This is a genomic window from Arthrobacter sp. D1-29 (genome assembly GCF_054130585.1).
This window is the reverse complement of sequence record NZ_CP096383.1, coordinates 4,317,669-4,340,304: the sequence shown is the minus strand read 5'-3', so window position 1 is coordinate 4,340,304 and position 22,636 is coordinate 4,317,669. Positions and strand designations below refer to the sequence as shown.

The following is a 22,636-nucleotide window of genomic DNA, read 5'->3' as shown; positions in this document are numbered from 1 at the left end:
GTGGTAAACGGCGCTCAGTTGCTGCCTTCGAGGGAATCAATGAGTTCAAGGCCCCGGCGTGCCCAGGCAATTTCTGTCTCCGCCCGGGCAATGAGACCTTCGTAGGTGAAGATCTTGTACTCGGTGGTCCGGCGCCTGTCCGCTTCCGGTGTTTTCGCCAGCCGTTTGCTCAGCATCACGTTGGTGCCGTTCCGCAGCTCCTCGATCATGCCCTCCCACTGCCTGCGACGAAGGGAGTGGTATTCCAGGTGCGCCCTCATGTGCGCGCGGGCGGACGGCGGCTCGGCCCATTCCAGGTAGGCAGCCTTGAGGTGGGCGGGGTCGCGCTCGCGGGAATATTCCAGCGGAGTATTCATCCACTCCCGGAAGGCCGCCGTGCCTGCGGCCGCAATGCTGTACCGGGTCTTTGTGCTGTTGGGGCCCCAGGGCACTTCGTTGGCCAGCAGCAGCCCTTCCTTCTCCATCCGCCGCAGTTCGGGATAGATCTGGGAATCGGGGGCGTGCCACACGTACGCGACCGACGATTCAAAGTGCTTGGCGAGGTCATAGCCCGTCATCGGCTCCACAGACAGCAAAGCCAGCAGTGCATAACGAAGACTCATGACGCTCCCTCCCGAAATATGATCCCGGCTGTTGCCAATAACTATATCCATAGTTATTGTGTGACGCAGTGCACTACCTATGGAGATAGGCATTTAGCCCGCGGAAGGGAAGCGCCATGAACGCAATGCAAGCCAGGAGTTCCACCACCAACAAGGTCCTCGGCTACCCGCTGAATGCCTGGTACGTGGCGGCGTGGGACAAGGAAGTGACCCGTAAACCAATGGCGCGGAAAGTGGCCGGCCGTCCTTTGGCCCTCTACCGTACCGAGGACGGCAAGGCGGTGGCGTTGGCTGACGCTTGCTGGCACCGGCTGGCTCCGCTCTCCATGGGCAAGACCCTGGGCAAGGACCAGATCCAGTGCCCCTACCATGGCATCGTTTACAACTCGGCCGGGCGCTGCGTTTCCATGCCGGCGCAGGAAACCATCAACCCCAGCGCCACCGTCCCTTCTTTTCCGGTGGTGGAACGGCACCGCTATGTGTGGGTCTGGCTGGGCGACCCCACCCAGGCCAACCCGGCACTTGTCCCGGACATGCATCAGCTGGATTCGGCGGAATGGGCGGGGGACGGTGAAACCATCCATGCGCCGTGCAATTTCCAGCTGGTGCTGGACAACCTGATGGACCTCACCCACGAGGAATTCATCCACTCCTCCTCGATCGGGCAGGAGGAGCTGAGCGAGTCTGACTTCGTGGTCACGCACGACGGCGACACCGTCACCGTCGCCCGGTGGATGTTTGACATCGACGCCCCGCCATTCTGGCTCAAGAACATGAGGGACAAATTTCCGGGCTTCGCGGGCAAAGTGGACCGCTGGCAGATCATCACCTTCCGCTCGCCGTCGGTCATCAACATCGACGTTGGGGTTGCCAAGGCTGGAACGGGAGCGTTCGACGGCGACCGCAGCCAGGGCGTCAACGGTTTTGTCATGAACGCGATCACCCCCGAGGGTGACAGGTCCTGCCACTACTTCTGGGCCTTTATGCGGAATTACCGGCTGGACAGCCAGCTCATCACCACCCAGCTGAGGGACGGCGTGCATGGCGTTTTTGGCGAGGACGAGGCGATGCTGGCCGCGCAGCAGGAAGCGATCGATGCCAATCCTGACTACGAGTTCTACAACCTGAACATCGACGCCGGCGGCATGTGGGTGAGGCGGCTGATTGAACGCCAGCTCGAGGCCGAAGGCCGCCTGGTTCCCAGTGCCTGACGCACGCAGCCAACACGAGCGGACGGGATAGCCGTGGCAGCAACAAATAGTGAAGTGTGGCAGCTGGGAACAGTTGTCGAGGCCCAAACCATAGCGGCTGACATCCAGCGGATCGTGCTGGAACCTGACCTGCCGCTCAAAGCGGAGCCGGGCTCGCATCTCGATGTCATGGTGCTCATCGACGGGCAGCGCGTGAGGCGGTCCTATTCCATTGTGGAATCCAGCCAGGATGGCAAGCGGCTGGCGATCAGCGTCCTGAAGGCCCCGGCGTCGAGGGGCGGCTCCCTCTTCATCCACGCCCTGCAGCGCGGCGACAGGCTGGAGATCACCCAGCCGCTGCAGAACTTTCCGCTCCGGGTAGGCGCGGCGCGCTACATCCTTCTGGCCGGGGGAATCGGTATCACTGCCATAGCGGCCATGGCAGGCGTCCTGAAAAACCTGGGGCTTGACTACACGTTGGTGTATGCGGGCCGGCGGCGGGCCGCCATGGCGTACCTGCCGCAGCTGGAGGAGCTGCACGGTGCAAACCTGGTGGTCCACAGCGACGCCGAAGGGACACCCCTGGACGTGAACAGCCTGATGGCCGGCATAGAGGACGACGGTACGGAGCTCTACATGTGCGGTCCCATCCGGCTGATGGACGCCGTCCGCCGGGCGTGGACCCAGCAGGGCCTCAGCCCCGCCAGCCTTCGCTACGAGACTTTTGGAAACAGCGGCTGGTACCGGGCCGAGGAGTTCATCGTCCGGGTTCCCGGCCTGGGGATGGAGGTTCCGGTGGGGCCCGGCGAATCCATGCTGGAGGCCCTTCAGGGAGCCGGCCTGGACATGATGTTCGACTGCCGCAAGGGCGAATGTGGTCTCTGCGAAGTCAGGATCCTCCGGCTGGAGGGCGCCATCGACCACCGCGACGTCTTCTACAGCGCCAGGCAGAAGAATGCCACGGAAAAGATGGCGTGCTGCGTGTCCAGGGCGGTCACCTCGGCCACGGCTGCCATGGCTGCCGCGGCTGCCGCGGCTGCCGCGGCGCCGGGACCCGCAGCGCAGGGCACGGGGGTGTCCGGGCATGCTGTTCCCGGAACCACCGCCCCCGTGTCCGCTGCAGCCGGCCCCGCTGTGGTGACCATCGAGGTCCCCTGACGGGCAGGGTAGCCGGGCGTCGCCGTCGGAATTACTGGTGCACCACACTCACAGCACGCCCGTTGAGGGCCTGGAGGGGGCGGTCGTTCCCGTCGTGGACTGCGGTAAGCGCGTCCAGCTGCCCCCGCCCCAGCTCGACCGGCGTTTCCAGGACAAGCCACTGGACGTTTTCCGAGCAGGGCGGCGTGGTGAGGCTGCCGGTATAGGCGAAGTGGTCCAGCGAGGCCGGGATGAGTGAGCCAAGATCCACGACGCCGGCCGGGGCCTCGGAGCCAGCGGCGGGAGCGGCCGCTGCAGCGTCCACAAAAGCCGCCCAGGCGGCATTGTTCGGGCCCTCGACGGCGAGCACACCCAGCACGGCCAGCCGGCCGTCGTCGGACTGGTGGACAAAATGGAATTCGGCCTCGAACCGTTTCCCGTCCAGGGTGTGTTCGGACGGTGCGTGGTAGTGGAACTGCTTGAACGTCCAGGGCAGCCCGTTGAGCAGCATCACCTGCGGAGCCGCCGAGTGGAGCTCAGACGTGTGGCCGTTATTGACCACTTCAGCGTCCGATGGCTGGTATTGCAGTTGGATGACAGTGCCCTGGTCCCCGCTGCCGCTGGCCGTTCCGTTGAGGGCTCCGCCTGTCAGATCAATGGGGGACTGCGCGGTGCCCGCCTGGCAGGATCCGTAAGTGGGGCTGAGGGTTCCCCATTCCTGCGGCCCCATGGCTCCCGTGTATTCCCATTCGGGGGCAGCGGCCGCGGTGGAGGCAGCCGAAGAAGCGGCCGGCGTCGGCTGTGCTTCACTGCCTGCCCTGGCGCATCCCGTGGCAAGGGCCAGGAAGCCCATCCCCGCTCCCAGCATGAGCGTTTTCCTGGAGAATTCCGGCGTGCTTAACATAGTTGTCCTTTGTGCTTCCGTGGCTAAGGACCGCCGTGCTCGGCGTTCCCAGCCATTGGAATATCAGGCAAGGCTGGGAGCTTTCCCCTAAATGACTGGGAGCTTCCCGCTACATGACACCGTCTGACGGCGTGGACGGTGTGGACGGCGTGGGTGGCGTGGAGGGCGCTGATGCCTTGGACGCCAGATGCCCGCCGATGGGCAGGGCTGCGGTGGCGGCAGGGGAGGGTGCGTTCAGCACATGGATCATCCGGGGTGTTTCCGCCAGCAGGAAGTCGTGGATGAGGGTCCCGTCGCGGCGGACGGCCTGGGCCCGGATCCCGGCCTCGTGCGGAAGCAGGTCCGCCCTGGTCAGCCCTGGTGCATACTTCCGGCACTCCCGCAGGTAGCTGCCCTTGAACATCGAGTTCCGCAGTTCCCTGGCAGCGGTGGCCGGGTTGGCCCGGGCGACCCGCCAAAGCCCCGGGAAGCGGACGTAACGCGCCACGTCGGGCACGTTGATGGAGAACTTGGGGTAGCCCTCGCGGGACATGCCCAGGACGGCGTTAGGCCCTACCGTAATAGTGCCGTCTATGGTCGGGGTGAGATGGACACCCAGGAAGGGGAGGGCAGGATCAGGTACGGGATAGATGAGGTGCCTGACGTAACGGGATTTCTCAGCGGGCAGCTGGAAGTACTCGCCGCGGAAAGGGATGATCTGCACGTCGATGGCCAGGCCCGCCAGCTCCGCGAGCCGGTCCGACTGCAGCCCCCCGCACACCACCAGCCTCCCGCAGCTGTACCGCTCACTGCCGGTTCCAACGTCCACCCGGTCTGCGGACTCGCTGATGGAGATCACGCGGGCGCTGGTGAGCACCTGACCACCGGTTGCCGCCACAAGCTCTGCCAGCTTGAGGGCAAGCGCCCGGTAGTCCACGATTCCGGTGCTGGGAATCAGGAGGGCACCAAGACCGGCCACATTGGGCTCGCGCCGCGCCAGCTCCGCCTGGTCCAGTCGTTCACAGCCCAGGCCGTGGATGGCCGCCCGCTTTTCCAGGTCGTCCAACCGCCGCCGCTCCAACTCCGTGGTGGCCACCAACAGCTTGCCAGGCTCCTGGTACCGCAGGCCGTGCTCCCGGCAGAACTCCCGGGTCTGTTCCGCGCCGGCCTTGCTGAACCGGGCCTTCAGGCTGCCCGGCGGGTAGTAGATCCCGGAGTGGATGACGCCGCTGTTGTGGCCGGTCTGGTGCGAGGCCACGGTATCGGCGGCCTCCAACAGGACCAATGAGGCGCCCGGGTTCTTGCGGAGCAGCTGGTAGGCGGTGGCCAGCCCCACGATGCCTCCGCCCACCACACAAAAGTCGAAGTGCGCCACAGGCCAACCACCTTTCCGCGGCTCGGCCGCTTTCCTCATGTTCTTCTCCGCTGCCGATGTTGCTGAGATTCTCCTGTAACCGGGCACGGATGGGAATATACGGATGGGAATGCCTGGAGGCCGTTGACGGTTGGGCCTGACATGCAGCGCATCGGATTCCTCTCTTTTGGCCACTGGGGCCCCGGCCAGGGTTCCCGCACCAGGACCGCGGGCGAGGCCCTGGTCCAAGGCATCGAACTCGCCGTCGCGGCGGAGGAACTGGGCATCGACGGGGCGTTCTTCCGGGTCCACCACTTCGCCCGCCAGCAGGCCTCCCCGTTCCCGCTGCTGGCTGCCATCGCTGCCCGCACCAGCCGGATCGAAATGGGTACCGGCGTCATCGACATGCGCTACGAAAACCCGCTCTACATGGCAGAGGAAGCCGCCGCCACGGACCTGATCAGCGGAGGCCGGCTTCAGCTCGGCATCAGCCGGGGTTCACCCGAACCGGCCCGCAACGGAGCCGCCGCCTTCGGGCACCTGCCGGCGGCCGGCGAGACTGACGCTGATATGGCCCGCAGGCACACGGACCAGTTCCGGCATGCCATTAGCGGCGCGGGCGTGGCGGAGGCGGATCCACGCTATGCCGGCGGTGCCACCGGGCTGCTGCCCGTCCAGCCGCAGTCGCCGGGCCTGGCGGAACGCATCTGGTGGGGAGCCGGCAGCCGGAAGACTGCAGTGTGGGCGGCGGGCAAGGGGATGAACCTGATGAGCTCCACCCTGCTGACCGAGGACACCGGGGTGCCCTTTGACCAACTCCAGGCGGAGCAGATCCAGCTCTTCCGGGAGGCCTGGGCGGCGGCTGGGCACAGTCACCAGCCACGGGTTTCGGTCAGCCGCAGCATCCTGCCCATCGTGGATGAGGAAGACAGCCGCTACTTTGGCGGCAGTGCGCTCCGGGACACGCGGGACCAGGTGGGCATCATCGACGGGCTGACGGCACGGTTCGGAAAAAGCTATGTGGGGGATCCGGACGTCCTAGCTGGGGAGCTCGCAGGCGACGCCGCCGTGCAGGCGGCGGACACCCTGCTGGTCACCGTCCCCAACCAGCTCGGCGTGGACTTCAACGCCAAGCTGCTGGGCAACATCGCCCGCCATATCGCCCCTGCCACTGGGTGGAGCCGGGCCGTTTCCTGACAATTGCGGAAACGGCTGGGAGTTCGGTGAAACAGGGAATATCCTGAGAGGGTTCGTGCCGCAGAGGCCGGGCAATTAGTGACGTCCCGGGAGGCACCCATGTCTGACAATCTCCATCTCACGCCGGAAGAAGATTTCCCGGCAGACCTCTCTGCAGTGCCTGACCTGGAGCTCCAGGTTCTGGACAGCCAGGTCCAGCGCCAACTCGACTATGAATACGTGGCCGAGGGCGAACCGAACCCCGAGACCGAGTTCCGGCACCACGATCTCGACGAGGAATTCGCAGAGCGGGATTCACGCTGACCCCAGCCGCCAAGCCTCTCCTGGCGGATCCGGAGTGCAGGAGTGGATATTGATCAGTTCGCTTATTAGCATCATGAAGGAACGATCGGCGGATGGAAGCCGTTAGGCTTATAGCGGCTTTGGGGGGCTTAGCGTCCACCATTACAGCGTGACTGCGGAACGGTCATGTGACGGGAGAGAGAAATATGGCTCGCGCCGCTTTAGGTACAACGGCATGATCCGGCTGCGTCAGCTGGCCCAGGCGGCCTCTGTTTTGACCACGCCCTTGGCGCCCGAAGACATCCTTGCGCTCTTTAATCCAGTCTTCTCCGCCCGGCAGCTCCGCGGCGTGGTGACGCGTGTTGTCCAGGAGACGGCCCATTCGGCCACCATCTTCTTCCGTCCCGGCCGCGGCTGGCATGCCCACTTGGCAGGCCAGTGGGCGCGCATCGGCGTCGAACTGGACGGGGTCCGCCATTGGCGGTCCTACTCGCTCAGCGCCCCCGCAGGCAAAGACCCTGCCATCACCGTCACGGACGTCGGTGCAGTGTCCGGAACGCTGGTCCGCACCACCCGTCCAGGCGATGTCCTGTTCCTGGCCCCGCCGCAGGGCGACTTTGTCCTCCCCGAGCACCCCCGGCCCCTGCTGATGGTCACCGCTGGCAGCGGCATCACCCCGGTGATGTCCATGATCCGTACGCTGGTACCGCGCCGCCGGGATGCCGACGTCGTACTGATCCACTCCGCGCGCACCCCTGGCGAGAGCCTCTTCCGGGAAGAACTGGCCGAACTCGCGGACCAGTTCCCCAACTTCCGGCTTGCCCAGTGGTTTACGGGGCAGCAGGGCCGCCTGGATTTCACCACCACCGCTGAGCTTGAGGAGATCTGCCCGGACTGGAAGGAACGTTCGGCGTACGCCTGCGGCCCGGACAGCTTCCTGGACGACGCCGAGGCGCTCTGGAAACAGGCTGCGCTCACCGCCGGTGCCCCAGGCACGGATGTGGTGCTCCCCGGCGACCCGGGAAACCTGATGATCGAACGGTTCAATACCGCCTTCGCCGGCGGCGTCGGGCACGACGGCGGCCTGGTTACCTTTGAAGCGTCGGACCGGGAAGTGGACGCCGACGGCGATACTCCGCTTTTGGACGTGGGCGAGGACGCCGGGGTACTCATGCCCAGCGGCTGCCGGATGGGCATCTGCCACAGCTGCCTGACCCCCCTCCTGGCCGGACAGGTGCGGGACCTGCGTACCAACGAAGTCCACGGCGAACCCGGCCAACTGATCCAAACGTGTGTCTCGGCAGCCGCCGGACCCGTCAACCTCGAACTCTGAGGAGCACCACCGCATGTCAGTAATTTCAGCAAGCAAGGCAACCTCGACCAGCGGGACACGGACACGCCCCGGAGCGTTGGCCGAGTCCGGCAGTCCCACGGTGCGCCCGCCCGCTGCGGCGCACCTGACAGACGAACAGGTGGCTGAGCTGGGCCGCGAACTCGACGCCATCCGCGACGAGATCCTGGCCAAGCGCGGAGCCTCGGACGCCGCCTACATCCGGCGCATGATCAAGATCCAGCGCGGGCTGGAGATTTCCGGCCGCGCGGCCCTGCTGGTCAGCAAGAACAAGGCCGCCTGGGTCACCGGCACCACGCTGCTGAGCCTGGCCAAGATCCTGGAAAACATGGAGCTGGGCCACAATATCCTGCACGGCCAGTGGGACTGGATGCGGGATCCGGACATCCACTCCACCACCTGGGAATGGGACTTCGTCACGCCGTCGCGCTCCTGGCAGCACACCCATAATGACCTGCACCACCGCTGGACCAATGTGGTGGGCAAAGACAACGACGTCGGATACAACCTCCTGCGCATGGACGAGAACCAGCCGTGGAAGCCCATCAACCTGGCCAACCCGCTGTTCAATGCCATCCTGGCGCCGGTGTTCGAGTGGGGCATTGCCATTTACGATCTCGAGTTGACCGAGTACAAGGAAGGCACCAAGTCCAAGGAAGCACTGCATAAGGACCTCAAGGCCCTGGGCCGAAAGGTGATCACGCAGTTCACGAAGGATTATGCGGCCACGCCCGCCGTGGCAATGCTCACAGGATCGGGCAAGCAGGCACTCTATGGAACCTTGGCTGCCAACGCTGTCCGCAACGTATGGGCCCACGCCGTCATTTTCTGCGGCCATTTCCCGGAGGGCACGGACACCTTTACCGAGGAAATGGTGGAAGGCGAAACGCGCGGCGACTGGTACGTCCGCCAGATGATCGGTTCAGCCAACATCTCTGGTTCCCGGTTCATGCACCTGATGACGGGCAATCTCTCACACCAGATCGAGCACCACCTCTTCCCCGATCTGCCGTCCAACCGGTACGCCGAGGTGGCGCCGCGGGTTCGTGAAATCTGCCAGCGCTACGGCCTGAAGTACACCACCGGCCCGCTGCTGAAGCAGGTTGGATCCTCCTGGGCCAAGGTTTTCAAGCTGGCACTGCCCGGCAAGACCGCCCAGGCCTGACAAGCACCAGTTTCCGCACCAGCAGCAGAGGGACCCGGTTTGTGAACCGGGCCCCTCTGCTGTTTCGCCGGATGCATCTTCGCCGGCTTGCCTGCTAAATAAATGCTATTTGGCGAGGAAGCGCAGCAGCGCCTCGTTGACCTCAGCGGCGTGGGTCCACAGCAGGCCGTGCGGCGCGCCGTCGATCTCCACATATTCAGCGCTCGCAAGGGCCTTGGCGAAGAGCCGCCCGGTGGAGTCGATGGGCAGGATGTTATCCGCCGTACCGTGCAGGATCAGCGCCGGAACCTTAATGTTGGGAATGTCCGCGCGGAAGTCAGTGAGCCACGTGGGCTGGGCTTCCACGGAGGCGGTGGCTCCGGCGGCTGCCGCGAGGTTCCAGCTGGCGCTCAGTGCCTCCTGGCTGAGCCGCGGCGTGCCCAGGAACGTATCGGTGTTGTAGAAGTTCTTGAAGAACTCGGTGAAGAACGCGTAGCGGTCGGTGGTGACGGCCTCGGTGAGCCCGTCAAACACGGACTGCGGAACGCCGTCGGGGTTGTCTTCCGTCTGCAGCAGGAACGGTTCCAGTGATCCCAGGAAGGCGGCCTTTGCCACCCGCGCTGAACCATAGGTGCTCAGGTAGCGGGCAACCTCGCCGGTGCCCATGGAGAAGCCGACCAATACGGCGTCGTTCAGGTCCAGGGTGGTGAGAAGGGTATTAAGGTCAGCGGCGAAGGTGTCGTAGTCATAGCCCGCCGTCGTCTTGCTGGACTTGCCAAACCCGCGCCGGTCATAGGTGATGACGCGGTAACCGGCGTCCAGGAGCGCGGCAGTCTGTTTCTCCCAGGATGAACCGTCCAAAGGGTAGCCGTGGATCAGGACCACCGGCTGGCCCGTGCCGTGGTCTTCAAAGTAGAGCTCGATGTCAGTGCTGTTTTCGGTTCCAACGGTGATGAAAGCCATCGCGGCGGTCCTTTCGAGACTGGAGGATCGATTCGGGTGCGGACGTGGCCGCACCCGGCACTTCCTACTCTAGGCAAGGATCGCCGGCAGGACACCCGACAGCTACTGCGACGGCTGGGGCAGCTCACATTGAATCTGCGGGTTGGCTCCCATGTAATTCAGGGGTCCGGCGACGATAGTCACCGCCACGGTGCCGATCTCCGCGCAGGTGGTGCCTGCTCCACCGAAGTATCCTCGCTGCCAGGCGGCGATGCCTCCGATGATCAGCCAGATAACAATGAGCGCTCCGAGAATCCGCATGGTGTCCTCCTCTGACAGGCCGCCGCCTGTGGATTCAATTATGCGCCGTTAACCGGAATCGTCACAGGCCGCCCGCTCTCTCACATTTGGCACCCTGGATGCTCTATCACGTATGGTCCTTTCCCAGGGCTGATAAGGACTACAAGTGATAGCGCATCCCGTTGGGAGGCGTTTAGGCGACCGTGTTGGAAAGCCTTCCGATGCCGCCCAGGTCGATGTCCACCCGGTCACCTGGCTCGACGGCGACCGCCGTGCCAGGAGCGCCGGTCATCACCACGTCTCCGGGCTCGAGGGTCAGCCATGATGTCACGTAGATGAGGCAGTCCACCACCGACGACGGCAGGTTGAACGAGCCCGACTTCGCCTTTACTTCGCCGTTGACAATCACATCAATCCCCACCAGGCCGGGATCCGGAATGTCGGTCTCAATCCAGGGGCCAAGCGGCGTGTAGTTGACGCCGGCCTTGCCCTGGAAGTTGCGCTCGTCCACCGCACCCTGGTCCACATTGGTGACGTCGTTGACGCAGGTAAACCCGAGGATGTGTTCCAGCGCGTTCTCCGCGGTCAGCGCCGTGGAGGTCTTTCTGATGACGACGGCGAGTTCCCCCTCAACGTTCACCGTGCCCCGCGCGCGTGCGGCCACGATCGGAGCGTCCGGATCCGCGAGCGTGTGGACCGATTTGAGCCACGCCTGGATGGGCAGCGGATGGTTGTTGATGGTGAGGTTGTGGGCAATGCCAACAATCACCGCCGGCCGGACGGGCGCCAGGAAGACGGCGTCGTCGTCGGCGGTTGAGGCCCCTGTAAAGGTCAAGGGCCAGGCAAACAGGTCCACTATGTGGTCCCAGCGGCCGTCGCGTAGGACGGCATGCTGCGGACCTGCCGGTGTGGCTATTCGTGCAATCCGCAAAGAGGTTCCTCGTGGTGTACGTGTCGTTTCATCGGGCGGCAGGACAGCTTAGCGGGCCAGGAGGCTGAGCCGGTCCTTAAAGGCCCCTGAATCCAGTACTTCCCGGTTGATGACAAACGTTGGGGTGCGCCCGTTGGCAACATCCACGATGGCGCGCACGCAGCTACCGCCGTTACCCAGGGACATCTCGTCCGTCCAGGACAGGCAGTGCGGCGACAACGTGACGTTGGCCAGGCCAAGGAGCGCATTTTTGACGGGTTCTTCTTCGAAGACGTCCAGCCCGGCCCCTGCAATGCATCCGCTCTCCAGCGCAGCAATGAGGTCAGGCTCGTTGATGATGGGTCCGCGCGCCATATTTATGACAACGGCGGTGGGCTTCATCCGGTCCAGGATGCCGGCGTCTACGATATGCCGGGTCTGGTCCGTCAGGACGGCCATGACAATCAGCGCGTCGCAGCAGCCCGCCACGTCCTCGAGTTCCATCAGTTCAACGCCGAGTTCGGCGGCCCGCTCCGGCGGGCAGAAGGGATCGTAGCCAACACAGCGGACGCCAAACGGGGCGAGCAGGCGGACCAGTTCACCTCCGGTATTCCCGACGCCGAGAAGGCCGATCGTCTTTCCCGTCAGGCCTGTGCCCATGAAGTTCTCCCGCAGATCCCAGCGCTGGTCCCGCACCAGCCGGTCCTTCGTCACCGTGTGATGAAGAACTGACAGGAGCATCGACAGGGTGGCAGTGGCCACGGGGCCGCGGGCGCCGTCGGGGGTGATGGTGGCAACGGTCCCTGCTGCGGTGCAGGCGGTGAGGTCCACGGCGTCATAGCCGACGCCGAACCGGGCCAGGATCAGCGGAGGATTGGCGACGCCGGCAAAGGAGTCAGCGGTGACGGCGGGCGCGGCGTAGAGGATGGCATCGTACTGTTCCATCTGGTCCGGCGTGAGCGCCTGGGCCTTGTCCTTCATGTACTCCCACCCGATCCCGGCCTCGTCGAGGCCCGTCAGACCGATGTCGCCCCAGACGTTATTGCCGGCGGTGTCGAGAAAATCGGGGGAAATTCCTACTGTGAACGTCATTAGAAGACCGCCAAGGGGTTTACGGGCGAACCTGTGCCGCGGGGAATGTTGAGGGGTGCAACAACGAACATGAACCGGTAGCGGTCCTCTTCGGCGCAGGCCGCGCCGAGTGCTTCGAGGTCGAGGTTGTCCAAGAGGGGCAGGCCCATCGCGGTGATGGCCAGGATATGGATGGGCGAGTGGATGCCCGGGGTGGGGGAGGGGCGAACGTCCGAGTCGCCGTCGCCGCCCAAAACGCTGATGCCGCGCTCGGCAAGCAGCGGCATGCAGTCAACGTGCAGCCCTGCGCTCAGGTCTGAGGAGTCCCAGATGCCCAGCTCGTGGGCGCGGCGGAAGTGCCCTGTCCGGATCAGGACGGCGTCGCCGGCTGTGATCTTTACGCCAAGCTTTGCCTCCGCAGCGAGGATGTCCTCCGCATGGATGGCGGTGCCGGGTTCCAGCCAGGGAACGTCGAACAGGACGGTGAAGTCCAGCAAAACGGCCGGCGTGACGAGCGAGCCAAGCGAGCTGACCGAGCCGAAGTCTGCCCCGGTTGCGGTAACAACCTCTTTCGAGGTTTGCCCGTCGTAGAGGAGTCCCTTGTAGGCAATGTGGCTCAGGGCATCCAAGTGGCTGACGGCCTTGCCGTGGTAGTCGACGCCGATGAAGTCCTTGTTGCACGACGGCTCCGGAGCCTCACGCACGCCCAGGTCTGTCATGTAATGCAGTGCAGGATTGGCGTTGGAGGGCCCGCTGACAGTGTTCCAGGGCAGGGCGGTGGGAACCACCCGGCCGCTGCGGACCAGGGAAGCCGCTTCCACGATTGAAGCAGGGGTGACTGTTTGCCACGCCCCGGCAGAGGGGTCCGGGTAGGTGCCCCAGGTCTTCACCTGTTCGAACACCTCTTCAAAGGCCTCTTTGCTGACAGGGGGCCCATTCCTGGCCTCGGCTGGGTAAAGTGGACTAGGCCTGATTTCTTCCGCGCACACGGTGTACTCCTTGAAATTTGGGAACCATTCCGGACTGCCGGGCTGGACGCCGGCGAAAACGCCCGGGCGGCCACACAAGGTGCCACCCGTCCCCACAGAAGGGCGGGGAGGGGGTGACTCCGCAATGATAAGCCAATATACTGGCTGAAAGTCAATATTTTGGATAGGGGCAGGAAAACATGACGGCAGAGACGGCAACAGAAGCGGGCGTCAGCGGGCAGAGCTCAGTTCCGGCGATCACCCGCGGGATGGCCATTCTGGAACTGGTCGCCGCCGCCGGGCAGGCGGGCGCCAGCGTTCCGGAGCTGGCAAAGTCAATGAACCTCGCCAAGTCTTCCACCGCCAACATTTGCGCAGCCCTTGAAGGCGAGGGTATGCTCAGGCGCTCGGACGGCCGCCTGACCCTGGGGCGACGGATCCTTTCGCTGGCCGGAGACTACCTCCGCTCCGCCGACCAGCTGGCCGAGTTCTATGCGTTGTGCCGCCGCTCCCGGCTGATATCCCGCGAAGCCGCTCGCCTTGCACTGCTGGACGGCACCGATGTCCTCTATCTGGCCCGCTATGAGGGGACTAATCCCATCCGACTCACCGCCAACATCGGCGACCGGTTTCCGGCCCACGTCACCGCCACGGGCAAGGCGGTACTCGCTACCCTTCCGGACGCCGTGGTGGAAGACCGGTACCGCGGCAAGACCTTTGTGCCGTTCACGCCCAAATCCTTAACCAGCCTGACGGACCTGATGGGGGAGCTTCAGACGTCCAGGCAGCGCGGCTACTTCATGGATGACGAGGAAACCAACATCGGCGTCGTCTGCTTTGCGGTGCCAGTGGTGAATCTCCCGGGCCAGCCAGCGCAGTTTGCCATCAGTGCCACCCTGCTCAAGGCCCGTGCTGATGAGCTGGATCATGCCGAAATCGTTGGCGAGTTGCAGCATATTGCGCGCGCACTCGCCAATCCCTTGAGTGCCCACTCGCTCTGAGCGCGTTCTCCGGGGAACCACTTTCTGATCATGTCTTGACCAATATGTTGGTCTTAGTACAAGATATTGGTCAGCAGGTCATAGGTGACCACCCAGAAATTTAGGCAGCACTGGGGCTGCAAGGAGCGAACATGGGACTCAACCCTCCCGCGATGCCGCTGATTCAGATCGACCAGTTATCCAAACGCTTTGGCGTCAATGCGGCCCTGCAGGACGTCAACCTCACGCTGGAGGCCGGCAGCATCCACGCCTTGCTTGGCCAGAACGGCGCAGGCAAGTCCACCCTGATCAAGATCCTCTCAGGGCTCTACACCCCCACCAGCGGCAGCATCACGGTGGCGGGCCATCCGCTGGGAACGCCGGAAGCCAGCTCCAGCATGGCCTTTATCCACCAGGACCTTGGGCTGGTGGACTCCATGACCATCGCCGAGAACATTGCCTTGGGCACGGGCTTCGGACTCAGGGGCGGTTTCATCTCCTGGCGCCAGGTGCGTGACAGCGCCGCGAAGGCACTGCAGACCGTGGCCTCGCACCTCGAGCCGGACCGGTACGTTTCCGAACTGACCAGGGCAGACAAATCCCTCGTCGCCATTGCCCGGGCGCTGGCCTCCAACGCCTCGGTGATCGTCCTGGACGAACCAACGGCGAGCCTTCCGGCCGCGGATTCCCGCCGTCTCTTTGATGTGCTGGAGAAGCTGCGGAGCAACGGGCAGGGCCTCCTGTACGTCAGCCACCGCCTGGACGAAGTCTTCGCGATCTCGGACACCGTCACGGTGTTGCGCGATGGCCGGCTCATCCACAGCGGTCCAATCGCCGAGAAGTCCCCGCGCGAACTTGTGCTGGACATCGTGGGCCACAAACCCGTCAGCTATACGTCCGGGAGCGGTATCCAGCAACAAACGGTACGCCTGGAAGTCAACGAACTGACCACCTCGCAGACAAGGGCCAGCTCCTTCTCGGTCCGTGCCGGCGAAGTTGTGGGAATGGTGGGGCTCACCGGCGCTGGGCACATGGAGCTGGGACGAGCACTGGCCGGGGCGCACAGGATGACCTCCGGCAGCGTCCTGCTCGACTCAAGAGACTTCCAGCCGAGGACGCCGGCGGAGGCCGTGGATGCCGGCGTCGGATTTGTCACCAGCAACAGGATGGAAGAGGGCTGCGCTCCCGAACTGTCGCTCCGGGAGAACTTCCTGCCCAACCCGAGGATCCGCTCCAGGAACCCCTTCGCCTGGACCAGCCCCCGCAAGGAACGCCAGCTGGCAGCGGAGCTCGTGGAGCGGTACGGCGTCCGGCCTGCCCTGACGGAAGTGGCCATTGCCACGCTGTCCGGCGGCAACCAGCAGAAGATCATGATCGGCCGGTGGCTCAGCACGCGCAGGAAGCTCATCATCCTCGAGGAGCCCACCGCCGGAGTGGATGTCGGCGCCAAGGCAGACATCTACACACTGCTGGAAGAGTCGCTGGCTGCAGGCCTTGCCGTCCTGATGATCTCAACCGACTTCGAGGAAGTCGCCAACGTCTGCCACCGTGCACTCGTTTTTGTCCAGGGAACCGTCACCGCGGAGCTCTCCGGCGCTGACCTGACCATTTCAAACCTCACTGCGGCGGCCTCCGGTGCTGCTCTCACTTCGGAGTAATCCTCACATGACCCAGCTAAACACCAACCGCCGGCGCGGCGGCGCGGCGCACCTCCTCGGGCCCTACGGACTCGTCCTGATCCTGGTGGTGCTGTTCGCGGTATTTGCCCTGATCCTGCCGCAGACCTTCCTCTCCGGCCGCAACTTCAACGCCATCCTCAGCAACCAGGCGATTCCCGCGCTGCTGGCGCTGGGCGCCATGATCCCGATCGCCACGGGAAAGTTCGATCTCTCCATCGGTTACGGCCTCGGGCTTTCCCACGTCATCGTCCTTAAGCTCATCGTGGATGGCAACATGCCCTGGGGCATCGCCGCCCTCGTGGCCATCGCGGTCATGGCACTGGTGGGAGTGATCAACGGGCTACTGGTGGAATTCGGACAGATCGACTCCTTTGTTGCCACCCTGGGAACGGGAACCGTGCTGTACGCCATCACCGGAGCCATCACCAACGGTGCCCGGGTGGTGCCGGGTGACGGCGGCCTCCCGGTCTCCTTCAAGGACCTCTACGATTCCAAGATCGCCGGAGTGCCGATCGTTGCCGTGTACCTGCTGATCGTCGCCGTGATCCTCTGGATCCTCTTCGAACGGCTGCCGCTGGGCCGCTACTTCTACGTGCTGGGTTCCAACCCGCGGGCAGCTGCCCTGATGGGCATCCCCACCAAGCGGTACTCCATCTACGCCTTCGCGTTCTCCGCAGTAGTCACCGGCGTGGCAGGGGTCCTGCTCGCCTCGCAGCAGCAGATCGGAAACCCCAGCGTCGGCATGGACTACCTGCTGCCGGCGTTCGTCGGGGCGCTGCTGGGAGCCACCGCCATCAAGCCCGGACGGGCCAACGTCATCGGCACCCTGGTTGCTGTTATCACCCTGGCGATCGGCCTGGCCGGCATCTCGCAGCTGGGCGCCCAGTTCTGGGTCACTCCGCTCTTCAACGGCGTCACGCTGCTGATCGCCGTCGGCCTGGCCGGCTACTCAGCCCGGCGCAAGCTCCGGGCGGGAGCTGTCGCCGCCCCGCCGCCCACCCTGCCCAAGGCGGACGACGCCGGACCTTCGGCTCCCGCCGGACCGGCCAGTACGGCCGCACTTCCGCCGGCCCCGGCCACCACCGCTTCCTGACCACCAGCACCACCCCAGCACTATCTCCCCGCAGCACCCCATGCACTCTCCCCATGACTGAAAGGCACCACCATGAACCAAACCGCTCCCCGACTGCTGCTCGCGGCCGGCGCCATTATGGCCCTGGGGCTCACTGCCTGCACCAGCGGTTCCTCCGAATCCGCCTCGGCGGGCTCAACTGCCGCGGGGGACAGCGGCTGTGCCGACGTGGTTGCCACGGCCCAGAAGGCCGTTGACGCGGCATCGAAGACGGATACGCCCTGGGACGGGCCCACCACGGGCCCCAAGGCTGTGGCGGGAAAGACCCTGGTGTACGTGGCCCAGTCCATGACCAACCCTGGTGTGGCAGGCGTGGCGAAGGGCCTGCAGGAAGCTGCCGCGGCTATCGGCTGGAACGTCAAGGTCATCGACGGGCTCGGCACGCCGGCCGGGATCCAGAGCGCATTCAGCCAGGCCCTCACCACCAAGCCCGACGGCATTGTGATCGGCGGTTTTGATCCCAAAACCACCGCCGCCCAGGTAGCCGAGGCCAACGCCGCCAACATTCCGCTGGCCGCCTGGCAGGCACTCTCGACGCCGGGTCCCAGCACCGACCCGCTGCTGTTCACCAACATCACCACCAAGGTGGAGGACGTCGCCAAAATCAGCGCCGATTACGTGATCGCGAAATCGAACGGCAATGCCGGCGTCGTGATCTTCACGGACTCCTCCATCCCGTTTGCCGAAGGCAAATCGCAGATGATCAAGAAGGAACTGGAAACCTGCGCCGGCATCAAGGTGCTGGAATACGACAACGTACCACTGTCCGACGTCAGCGCCAGGATGCCCCAGGAGGTGTCCTCCCTGCTGAGCAAGCACAACGAAGCCTGGACCTACTCCGTGGCCATCAATGACGTCTACTACGAAAACGCGGCGGCAGCCCTGCGCGCCGGCGGTGTGAAGGCCGGCGGAGCACCGTTCAACGTGGGCGCGGGCGACGGCGACTCCTCCGCGCTGCAGCGGATCAAGGCCGGCGAATACCAGACCGCCACCGTTCCCTCCCCGTTGAAATCCGAGGGGTGGCAGATCGTGGACGAACTCAACCGGGCCTTCAACAATCAGCCCGCCAGCGGCTACGTCCCCCAGATCCACGTCTCCACCAAAGAAAACACCACTGTCACCGATGCCTGGGATCCAGTAGGTTACCAGGACGCTTACCGCACCATCTGGGGCAAGTAAACGCCGCAGTCTGGGAAAACAGTTCGGTCACCAGTAAACGGGCCCCGGTCCGAGAACCAAGGTTGGAAATTGCACAACACTAACAACCCCCAGGCCCCTGGCCCGATGGACAGCAAGGCCACGGCCTTGAACGGCACACCACTCAGTGCCGGCTTCGTCGGGCTGGGGCTGATGGGTGCCCCCATGGCCGCCAATCTGCTGAAAGCCGGGTGGGCGGTCTCGGCCTGGAACCGGTCCCCGGAAGCAGTGGACCACTTTGTGCTGCTCGGCGGAACCCGGGCGCCAGACGTCGCAGCCCTTCGGGACCAGCCGGTGATCATCTTTATGCTCCCGGATCTGTCCTTCATCGAGGACGCGGCGTCACCTCTCCTCGATGAATGGCGGCTGGTCCCGCCGGCGCCGGGAACCGTGGTGGTAGTGATGAGCAGTGTTTCCCCCGTCGGCGTCAGGGCCTTCGGCCTTGCCGTTGCGGAGGCCAGCGGCGGGAACGCCACGGTGCTGGACGCACCGGTCAGCGGCGGCACGGAAGGTGCGCGGCTTGGAACCCTGGCCATTATGGCCGGCGGCCCGGCCGAACATTTCCTGCGCCTCCGGCCAGTGCTGGAGGCGATGGGCACCACGGTCCGGCGGCTGGGCGGGCTGGGCTCGGGGTCCCTCGCCAAGGCGTGCAACCAGTTGATTGTGGGAACCACGACGGCGGCGCTCGCCGAGGCGGCAGAACTCGCCGAACACTCTGGCATGGACGTTGCAGCGCTCTTTGAGGTGCTTTCGGGCGGCCTCGCGGGCAGCCGGGTGCTGGACTTTGTGGGCCCCCGCCTCGCCGCGAAGGACTACGCGCCCACCGGACCGGCAAAGTTTATGCACAAGGATCTTTCCTTTGTGCTGGCAAGTGCCGCCGCTGTGGGGGCGTCCGTGCCGATGGCGACAGCCGCCGTCGGACTGTACGGGGAACTGAAGGACCAGGGCCTGGGCGATCTGGACCTGGCCGTGGTGCGGCAAACCATTGCCAACCTCAGCGCCTCCGCCGCACCTGACGCCGCAGTTGACGCGGCGTCAGCGCCCGCTGCGGCCGCCCGCATGACAGCTACCGTTCAGGAGACCACACCATGAGTTCACTTTTTGACCTGACAGGGCGGATTGCCCTGGTGACAGGTTCGAGCCGGGGGATAGGCAACGCCCTGGCCCGCGCTTTGGCGGATGCCGGAGCCACGGTGGTGCTGAACGGTATAAACGCCGAGCGTCTCAAGGCAGCCGAAGTTGCCCTCGCCGCGGATTTTGCGCCGGGCCGGATCCACAGCTGCGCCTTTGACGTGACGAAGGATGTTGAGGCCGCCCGGGGCGTGGCCTGGGTCGAGGAGAATGTTGGCCCGCTGGAAATCCTGGTGAACAACGCGGGAATCCAGCACCGGGTGCCGATGCTGGACCTTGACGTTGCGGACTGGGAACGGGTCATCAGCACGGACCTCACCAGCGCCTTTCTGGTGGGACGCGAAGCCGCGCGGTTCATGATCCCGCGCGGGCACGGGAAGATCATCAACATCTGCTCCGTCCAGGCAGACCTGGCCCGGCCCACCATTGCACCGTATGTTGCAGCGAAGGGCGGGCTGCGGAACCTGACACGTGCCATGACAGCCGAGTGGGCTGCCTCGGGTTTGCAGATCAACGGCATAGCTCCGGGCTACATCCACACCGAAATGACGCAGAACCTGGTGGACGACGAGCAGTTCAATTCGTGGATTTTGGGCCGGACCCCGGCGAACAGGTGGGGGACCGTCCAGGACCTTGCCGGCCCCGCGGTGTGGCTGGCGTCGGATGGCTCAAACTTTGTGAACGGTCAGACCATTTTCATCGACGGCGGAATGACGGTGGTGGTCTGATGGCGACTCCGGTACAGCTTCCCTCAGCCGGGCTTCTCCAAGCACCGCTGCCTGCATCAGGTCCCGCCGTGGTGGCCCACGCCGCCGGGGACCTCCGGATTGAGAACATTCCTTTGACTTCACCACACCCGGACCAGGCTGTCGTCGAAATAGAGTATGGCGGCATCTGCGGCTCCGATTTGCACTACTGGCTGCACGGTGCGGCCGGGGAGTCGGTGCTGAAGGCACCCATGGTGCTGGGGCACGAAATAGTGGGTGTGGTGGCCCGCGCGGCGGCAGACGGATCAGGTCCAGCAGAGGGCTCCGCCGTTGCCGTGCATCCTGCGACGCCGGGGCCGGTAGCCGGCCCCGGCGTCGTCAAGTATCCCGAAGACCGGCCCAACCTGTCGCCGGGCTGCACGTACCTGGGCAGTGCTGCACGGTTCCCGCACACTGACGGGGCCTTCAGCCGCTACGCCAACCTTCCGTCCCGGATGCTGCGCGTCCTGCCGGACAGCCTGGACCTGAAGACGGCCGCGCTGATTGAACCCGCAAGCGTGGCCTGGCACGCGGTGTCCCGCGCCGGCGACGTCCGCGGCAAGACTGCCTTGGTGATCGGCAGCGGACCCATCGGCGCACTGGCCGTGGCTGTGCTGAAGCGGGCCGGCGCAGCCCGCATCGTGGCGGTCGACATGCACAGGAAACCGTTGGAGATCGCCGAGGCGGTGGGCGCCGATGAGGTGTTGGACGCCGGAGCGGTGGAGGCGATCGAAGCGGTCCAGGCCGACGTCGTCATTGAATCCTCCGGCAGCCACCACGGCCTGGCATCTGCCATCAAAGGTGCGGTCCGCGGAGGGAAGGTGGTGATGGTTGGCCTCCTGCCGACCGGGCCGCAGCCGGTCCTGATTTCCCTTGCCATCACCCGCGAGCTGGAGCTGCTGGGATCGTTCCGGTTCAATGACGAGATCGACGACGTCATCGCGGCACTCGCGGACGGCTCCCTGGTGGTGGACCCGGTGGTCACGCACGTCTTCCCCCTGGAACGCGGCCTTGAAGCATTTGAAACGGCCAGGAATTCCGCCGAGTCCGGCAAAGTGCTGCTCAGCTTTGCACCATCCGATCAGCAGCAGGCCCCGCAGGCCTCCGCCCTGGGCGGGGGTAAGCCATGACCGGGGCACTCCGGCCCATGGTGGTGATGGGTGTTTCGGGAAGCGGCAAAAGCGTCCTCGGGAAAGCCCTGGGCGAAAGCCTGGGCGTCCCCTTCATAGACGCCGATGATCTTCACCCGGCCTCGAACAAGGCCCTGATGGCAGCCGGTACTCCGCTGACCGATGAGGACAGAATCCCGTGGCTTGGGGTGGTCGGGTCAGCCATCGCCAAGGGGGTGAGTGAGGGCCACGCCAGCGTGGTGGCCTGCTCCGCCCTCAAGCGGTCCTACCGGGACCTGCTCCGAAGCCATGTGCCGGATCTGCTCCTGGTTTACATTGACGGAGCCGCGGAAATCATCGCCCGCCGGCTCGAAACCCGGGAGCACGAGTTTATGCCCGCCACGCTGCTGGCATCGCAGCTGGCGACGCTGGAACCGCCCCAGGCCGACGAGGCACATATTCGGGTTCCGGCCGAGCTGACGGTGGAGGAGGCCGTGGAACTCATTCGAAGCACGCTTCGGCTGTCCGCGTCGCCTCCGCCGCACTGACCCCAGTCTGACCGGGCGGGGGCCGGGCTGACGAGGACCTGCACGACGAACTCCGGGCACGGGTAGCGCGCAGCTACTGGTCACGGACAACACCACCCCCGCCGCGCTGCTGGCACTGCTGGAAGGCTAGCTCCACCAGCCCCATGAGCCGTTCGTCATATCCTGTCAGAACTCCGAGTATCCATCGCCGCCGACCAGTCAAAGGCCGGGCTCATTGGTGAAAGGGCAGCTCTGAACCTTGGGGGAAAGGCAAGACTCCCTGTGCTGGTGTCATGGTGAACCACTCGCCGCCCTGCTTGGTCGCAAAAATGATGACTCTCTGACCGGTATCGAGCGGATCGCCGTCCAGGTAGGACTCGCCCCCAGAGCAGGTCTGGGGCATGGACGAGATGCGCAGGTTCCCGTTTCCGGGGTTCCCTTTGAGAACCTGCTCGACTTCAACAAGGTGGGTGGTGGCCTGGGAACCGTAAATCGTGGTCTCGCCGACCTGGCTGACAGATCTTCCGATGAGCGCTACGGCGGCATTGTCGTATTGGTTCTGAGGGGTTTCGAACCAGACCCAGTCAACGCACGCTACGGTACCGCCGCCTGCAACGGGGCTACTGGTGGAACCAGGGATTGTGCTGGTGGCGTTGGCCTTGGGTTTTGCAGTTCCCGGTCCGCCCGTCACCCCGCCGTCGCACGATGTCAGCAGGATGAGAAGTAGGGATGGAATCAGGCATCGCCACAACCTCATGCGTTTCATGGTGCTCCCTCATAGCGGACGCTGACCGGAGGAGACAC

23 protein-coding genes are annotated in these 22,636 nt (G+C 64.8%); 14 read left to right on the top strand and 9 right to left on the bottom strand.

Features of this window, described 5'->3' with window-relative positions:
* Positions 1-14 precede the first annotated feature (14 nt).
* A complete protein-coding gene (locus tag M1E17_RS19735) occupies positions 15-602 on the bottom strand; it encodes a PadR family transcriptional regulator (protein WP_457963611.1) in 588 nt (195 codons plus the stop codon).
* Positions 603-718: 116 nt separating this feature from the next.
* Here M1E17_RS19735 and M1E17_RS19730 point away from each other — a divergent pair, with 116 nt between their 5' ends.
* The gene (locus tag M1E17_RS19730; RefSeq protein WP_457963610.1) at positions 719-1,813 is read left to right on the top strand and encodes an aromatic ring-hydroxylating dioxygenase subunit alpha; all 1,095 of its coding nucleotides are present in this window, start codon (positions 719-721) and stop codon (positions 1,811-1,813) included.
* A gap of 33 nt (positions 1,814-1,846) precedes the next feature.
* The gene (locus tag M1E17_RS19725; protein ID WP_457963609.1) at positions 1,847-2,950 is read left to right on the top strand and encodes a PDR/VanB family oxidoreductase; all 1,104 of its coding nucleotides are present in this window, start codon (positions 1,847-1,849) and stop codon (positions 2,948-2,950) included.
* 31 nt (positions 2,951-2,981) lie between these two features.
* On the opposite strand, the gene M1E17_RS19720 is transcribed toward M1E17_RS19725, so the two are convergent.
* Both M1E17_RS19720 and lhgO read right to left on the bottom strand, forming a co-directional pair.
* Positions 2,982-3,833 (bottom strand): carbonic anhydrase, encoded by an 852-nt coding sequence (locus M1E17_RS19720; protein WP_457963608.1) that lies wholly within the window; start codon positions 3,831-3,833, stop codon positions 2,982-2,984.
* A gap of 109 nt (positions 3,834-3,942) precedes the next feature.
* Positions 3,943-5,187, bottom strand: coding sequence for an L-2-hydroxyglutarate oxidase (lhgO, locus tag M1E17_RS19715; RefSeq protein ID WP_457963607.1), 1,245 nt, complete (start codon positions 5,185-5,187; stop codon positions 3,943-3,945).
* Between the two features lie 141 nt (positions 5,188-5,328).
* Between lhgO and M1E17_RS19710 the strand changes: the two genes are divergently transcribed.
* The 4 genes from M1E17_RS19710 to M1E17_RS19695 all read left to right on the top strand — a co-directional run bounded on the left by M1E17_RS19710 (position 5,329) and on the right by M1E17_RS19695 (position 9,161).
* Entirely contained in the window at positions 5,329-6,363 is a 1,035-nt protein-coding gene (locus M1E17_RS19710; RefSeq protein WP_457963606.1) for an LLM class flavin-dependent oxidoreductase, read from the top strand.
* 99 nt (positions 6,364-6,462) lie between these two features.
* Positions 6,463-6,666: a hypothetical protein gene (locus M1E17_RS19705; RefSeq protein WP_457963605.1), complete on the top strand. Its 204-nt coding sequence runs from the start codon at positions 6,463-6,465 to the stop codon at positions 6,664-6,666.
* 214 nt (positions 6,667-6,880) lie between these two features.
* The gene (locus M1E17_RS19700) at positions 6,881-7,978 is read left to right on the top strand and encodes a ferredoxin reductase (protein ID WP_457963604.1); all 1,098 of its coding nucleotides are present in this window, start codon (positions 6,881-6,883) and stop codon (positions 7,976-7,978) included.
* Between the two features lie 13 nt (positions 7,979-7,991).
* Positions 7,992-9,161 carry a fatty acid desaturase family protein gene (locus M1E17_RS19695; RefSeq protein ID WP_457963603.1) on the top strand — a complete coding sequence of 390 codons (1,170 nt, stop codon included), beginning with the start codon at positions 7,992-7,994 and terminating at the stop codon, positions 9,159-9,161.
* 105 nt (positions 9,162-9,266) lie between these two features.
* Here the strand turns inward: M1E17_RS19695 and M1E17_RS19690 are convergent, their stop codons facing one another.
* The 5 genes from M1E17_RS19690 to M1E17_RS19670 all read right to left on the bottom strand — a co-directional run bounded on the left by M1E17_RS19690 (position 9,267) and on the right by M1E17_RS19670 (position 13,352).
* Positions 9,267-10,103 (bottom strand): alpha/beta fold hydrolase, encoded by an 837-nt coding sequence (locus M1E17_RS19690; protein ID WP_457963602.1) that lies wholly within the window; start codon positions 10,101-10,103, stop codon positions 9,267-9,269.
* 102 nt (positions 10,104-10,205) lie between these two features.
* Complete coding sequence (locus M1E17_RS19685; protein ID WP_457963601.1) at positions 10,206-10,403, bottom strand: hypothetical protein; 198 nt, start codon at positions 10,401-10,403, stop codon at positions 10,206-10,208.
* A 172-nt stretch (positions 10,404-10,575) separates the two neighbouring features.
* Complete coding sequence (locus tag M1E17_RS19680) at positions 10,576-11,313, bottom strand: fumarylacetoacetate hydrolase family protein (protein ID WP_457963600.1); 738 nt, start codon at positions 11,311-11,313, stop codon at positions 10,576-10,578.
* A 48-nt stretch (positions 11,314-11,361) separates the two neighbouring features.
* Positions 11,362-12,384, bottom strand: a complete 1,023-nt coding sequence (locus M1E17_RS19675; protein WP_457963599.1) for an NAD(P)-dependent oxidoreductase — start codon at positions 12,382-12,384, stop codon at positions 11,362-11,364.
* Entirely contained in the window at positions 12,384-13,352 is a 969-nt protein-coding gene (locus tag M1E17_RS19670) for a cyclase family protein (RefSeq protein WP_457963598.1), read from the bottom strand. Before M1E17_RS19670 ends, M1E17_RS19675 begins: the two co-directional genes overlap by 1 nt.
* A gap of 179 nt (positions 13,353-13,531) precedes the next feature.
* On the opposite strand from M1E17_RS19670, the gene M1E17_RS19665 reads away from it, so the two are divergent.
* The 8 genes from M1E17_RS19665 to M1E17_RS19630 all read left to right on the top strand — a co-directional run bounded on the left by M1E17_RS19665 (position 13,532) and on the right by M1E17_RS19630 (position 21,853).
* Positions 13,532-14,332, top strand: coding sequence for an IclR family transcriptional regulator (locus tag M1E17_RS19665; protein WP_457963597.1), 801 nt, complete (start codon positions 13,532-13,534; stop codon positions 14,330-14,332).
* A gap of 131 nt (positions 14,333-14,463) precedes the next feature.
* Complete coding sequence (locus tag M1E17_RS19660) at positions 14,464-15,969, top strand: sugar ABC transporter ATP-binding protein (protein ID WP_457963596.1); 1,506 nt, start codon at positions 14,464-14,466, stop codon at positions 15,967-15,969.
* Between the two features lie 7 nt (positions 15,970-15,976).
* Positions 15,977-17,083, top strand: a complete 1,107-nt coding sequence (locus M1E17_RS19655) for an ABC transporter permease (protein ID WP_457963595.1) — start codon at positions 15,977-15,979, stop codon at positions 17,081-17,083.
* A 72-nt stretch (positions 17,084-17,155) separates the two neighbouring features.
* Positions 17,156-18,301 carry a substrate-binding domain-containing protein gene (locus M1E17_RS19650; RefSeq protein WP_457963594.1) on the top strand — a complete coding sequence of 382 codons (1,146 nt, stop codon included), beginning with the start codon at positions 17,156-17,158 and terminating at the stop codon, positions 18,299-18,301.
* Positions 18,302-18,406: 105 nt separating this feature from the next.
* Positions 18,407-19,411 (top strand): NAD(P)-dependent oxidoreductase, encoded by a 1,005-nt coding sequence (locus tag M1E17_RS19645; protein WP_457967850.1) that lies wholly within the window; start codon positions 18,407-18,409, stop codon positions 19,409-19,411.
* On the top strand, positions 19,408-20,178 hold the full coding sequence (locus tag M1E17_RS19640) for an SDR family oxidoreductase (protein ID WP_457963593.1): 771 nt from the start codon (positions 19,408-19,410) through the stop codon (positions 20,176-20,178). Before M1E17_RS19645 ends, M1E17_RS19640 begins: the two co-directional genes overlap by 4 nt.
* On the top strand, positions 20,178-21,326 hold the full coding sequence (locus M1E17_RS19635; RefSeq protein ID WP_457963592.1) for an L-idonate 5-dehydrogenase: 1,149 nt from the start codon (positions 20,178-20,180) through the stop codon (positions 21,324-21,326). The genes M1E17_RS19640 and M1E17_RS19635 overlap by 1 nt, the downstream gene beginning before the upstream one ends.
* Complete coding sequence (locus M1E17_RS19630; protein WP_457963591.1) at positions 21,323-21,853, top strand: gluconokinase; 531 nt, start codon at positions 21,323-21,325, stop codon at positions 21,851-21,853. The genes M1E17_RS19635 and M1E17_RS19630 overlap by 4 nt, the downstream gene beginning before the upstream one ends.
* A 211-nt stretch (positions 21,854-22,064) precedes the next feature.
* Here M1E17_RS19630 and M1E17_RS19625 read toward each other — a convergent pair whose 3' ends face one another.
* A complete protein-coding gene (locus M1E17_RS19625; protein ID WP_457963590.1) occupies positions 22,065-22,598 on the bottom strand; it encodes a hypothetical protein in 534 nt (177 codons plus the stop codon).
* Positions 22,599-22,636: the final 38 nt, after the last annotated feature.

Excerpts from the sequence above, each read along its gene's own strand:
- M1E17_RS19640 (WP_457963593.1), top strand. The coding sequence starts at position 19,408 with ATGAGTTCACTTTTTGACCTGACAGGGCGGATTGCCCTGGTGACAGGT.
- M1E17_RS19635 (WP_457963592.1), top strand. The coding sequence starts at position 20,178 with ATGGCGACTCCGGTACAGCTTCCCTCAGCCGGGCTTCTCCAAGCACCG.
- M1E17_RS19730 (WP_457963610.1), top strand. The coding sequence starts at position 719 with ATGAACGCAATGCAAGCCAGGAGTTCCACCACCAACAAGGTCCTCGGC.
- M1E17_RS19660 (WP_457963596.1), top strand. The coding sequence starts at position 14,464 with ATGGGACTCAACCCTCCCGCGATGCCGCTGATTCAGATCGACCAGTTA.
- M1E17_RS19710 (WP_457963606.1), top strand. The coding sequence starts at position 5,329 with ATGCAGCGCATCGGATTCCTCTCTTTTGGCCACTGGGGCCCCGGCCAG.
- M1E17_RS19720 (WP_457963608.1), bottom strand. The coding sequence starts at position 3,833 with ATGTTAAGCACGCCGGAATTCTCCAGGAAAACGCTCATGCTGGGAGCG.
- M1E17_RS19645 (WP_457967850.1), top strand. The coding sequence starts at position 18,407 with ATGGACAGCAAGGCCACGGCCTTGAACGGCACACCACTCAGTGCCGGC.
- M1E17_RS19705 (WP_457963605.1), top strand. The coding sequence starts at position 6,463 with ATGTCTGACAATCTCCATCTCACGCCGGAAGAAGATTTCCCGGCAGAC.
- M1E17_RS19650 (WP_457963594.1), top strand. The coding sequence starts at position 17,156 with ATGAACCAAACCGCTCCCCGACTGCTGCTCGCGGCCGGCGCCATTATG.
- M1E17_RS19690 (WP_457963602.1), bottom strand. The coding sequence starts at position 10,103 with ATGGCTTTCATCACCGTTGGAACCGAAAACAGCACTGACATCGAGCTC.
- M1E17_RS19665 (WP_457963597.1), top strand. The coding sequence starts at position 13,532 with ATGACGGCAGAGACGGCAACAGAAGCGGGCGTCAGCGGGCAGAGCTCA.
- M1E17_RS19700 (WP_457963604.1), top strand. The coding sequence starts at position 6,881 with ATGATCCGGCTGCGTCAGCTGGCCCAGGCGGCCTCTGTTTTGACCACG.
- M1E17_RS19685 (WP_457963601.1), bottom strand. The coding sequence starts at position 10,403 with ATGCGGATTCTCGGAGCGCTCATTGTTATCTGGCTGATCATCGGAGGC.
- M1E17_RS19695 (WP_457963603.1), top strand. The coding sequence starts at position 7,992 with ATGTCAGTAATTTCAGCAAGCAAGGCAACCTCGACCAGCGGGACACGG.
- M1E17_RS19735 (WP_457963611.1), bottom strand. The coding sequence starts at position 602 with ATGAGTCTTCGTTATGCACTGCTGGCTTTGCTGTCTGTGGAGCCGATG.
- M1E17_RS19625 (WP_457963590.1), bottom strand. The coding sequence starts at position 22,598 with ATGAAACGCATGAGGTTGTGGCGATGCCTGATTCCATCCCTACTTCTC.
- M1E17_RS19675 (WP_457963599.1), bottom strand. The coding sequence starts at position 12,384 with ATGACGTTCACAGTAGGAATTTCCCCCGATTTTCTCGACACCGCCGGC.
- M1E17_RS19655 (WP_457963595.1), top strand. The coding sequence starts at position 15,977 with ATGACCCAGCTAAACACCAACCGCCGGCGCGGCGGCGCGGCGCACCTC.
- M1E17_RS19630 (WP_457963591.1), top strand. The coding sequence starts at position 21,323 with ATGACCGGGGCACTCCGGCCCATGGTGGTGATGGGTGTTTCGGGAAGC.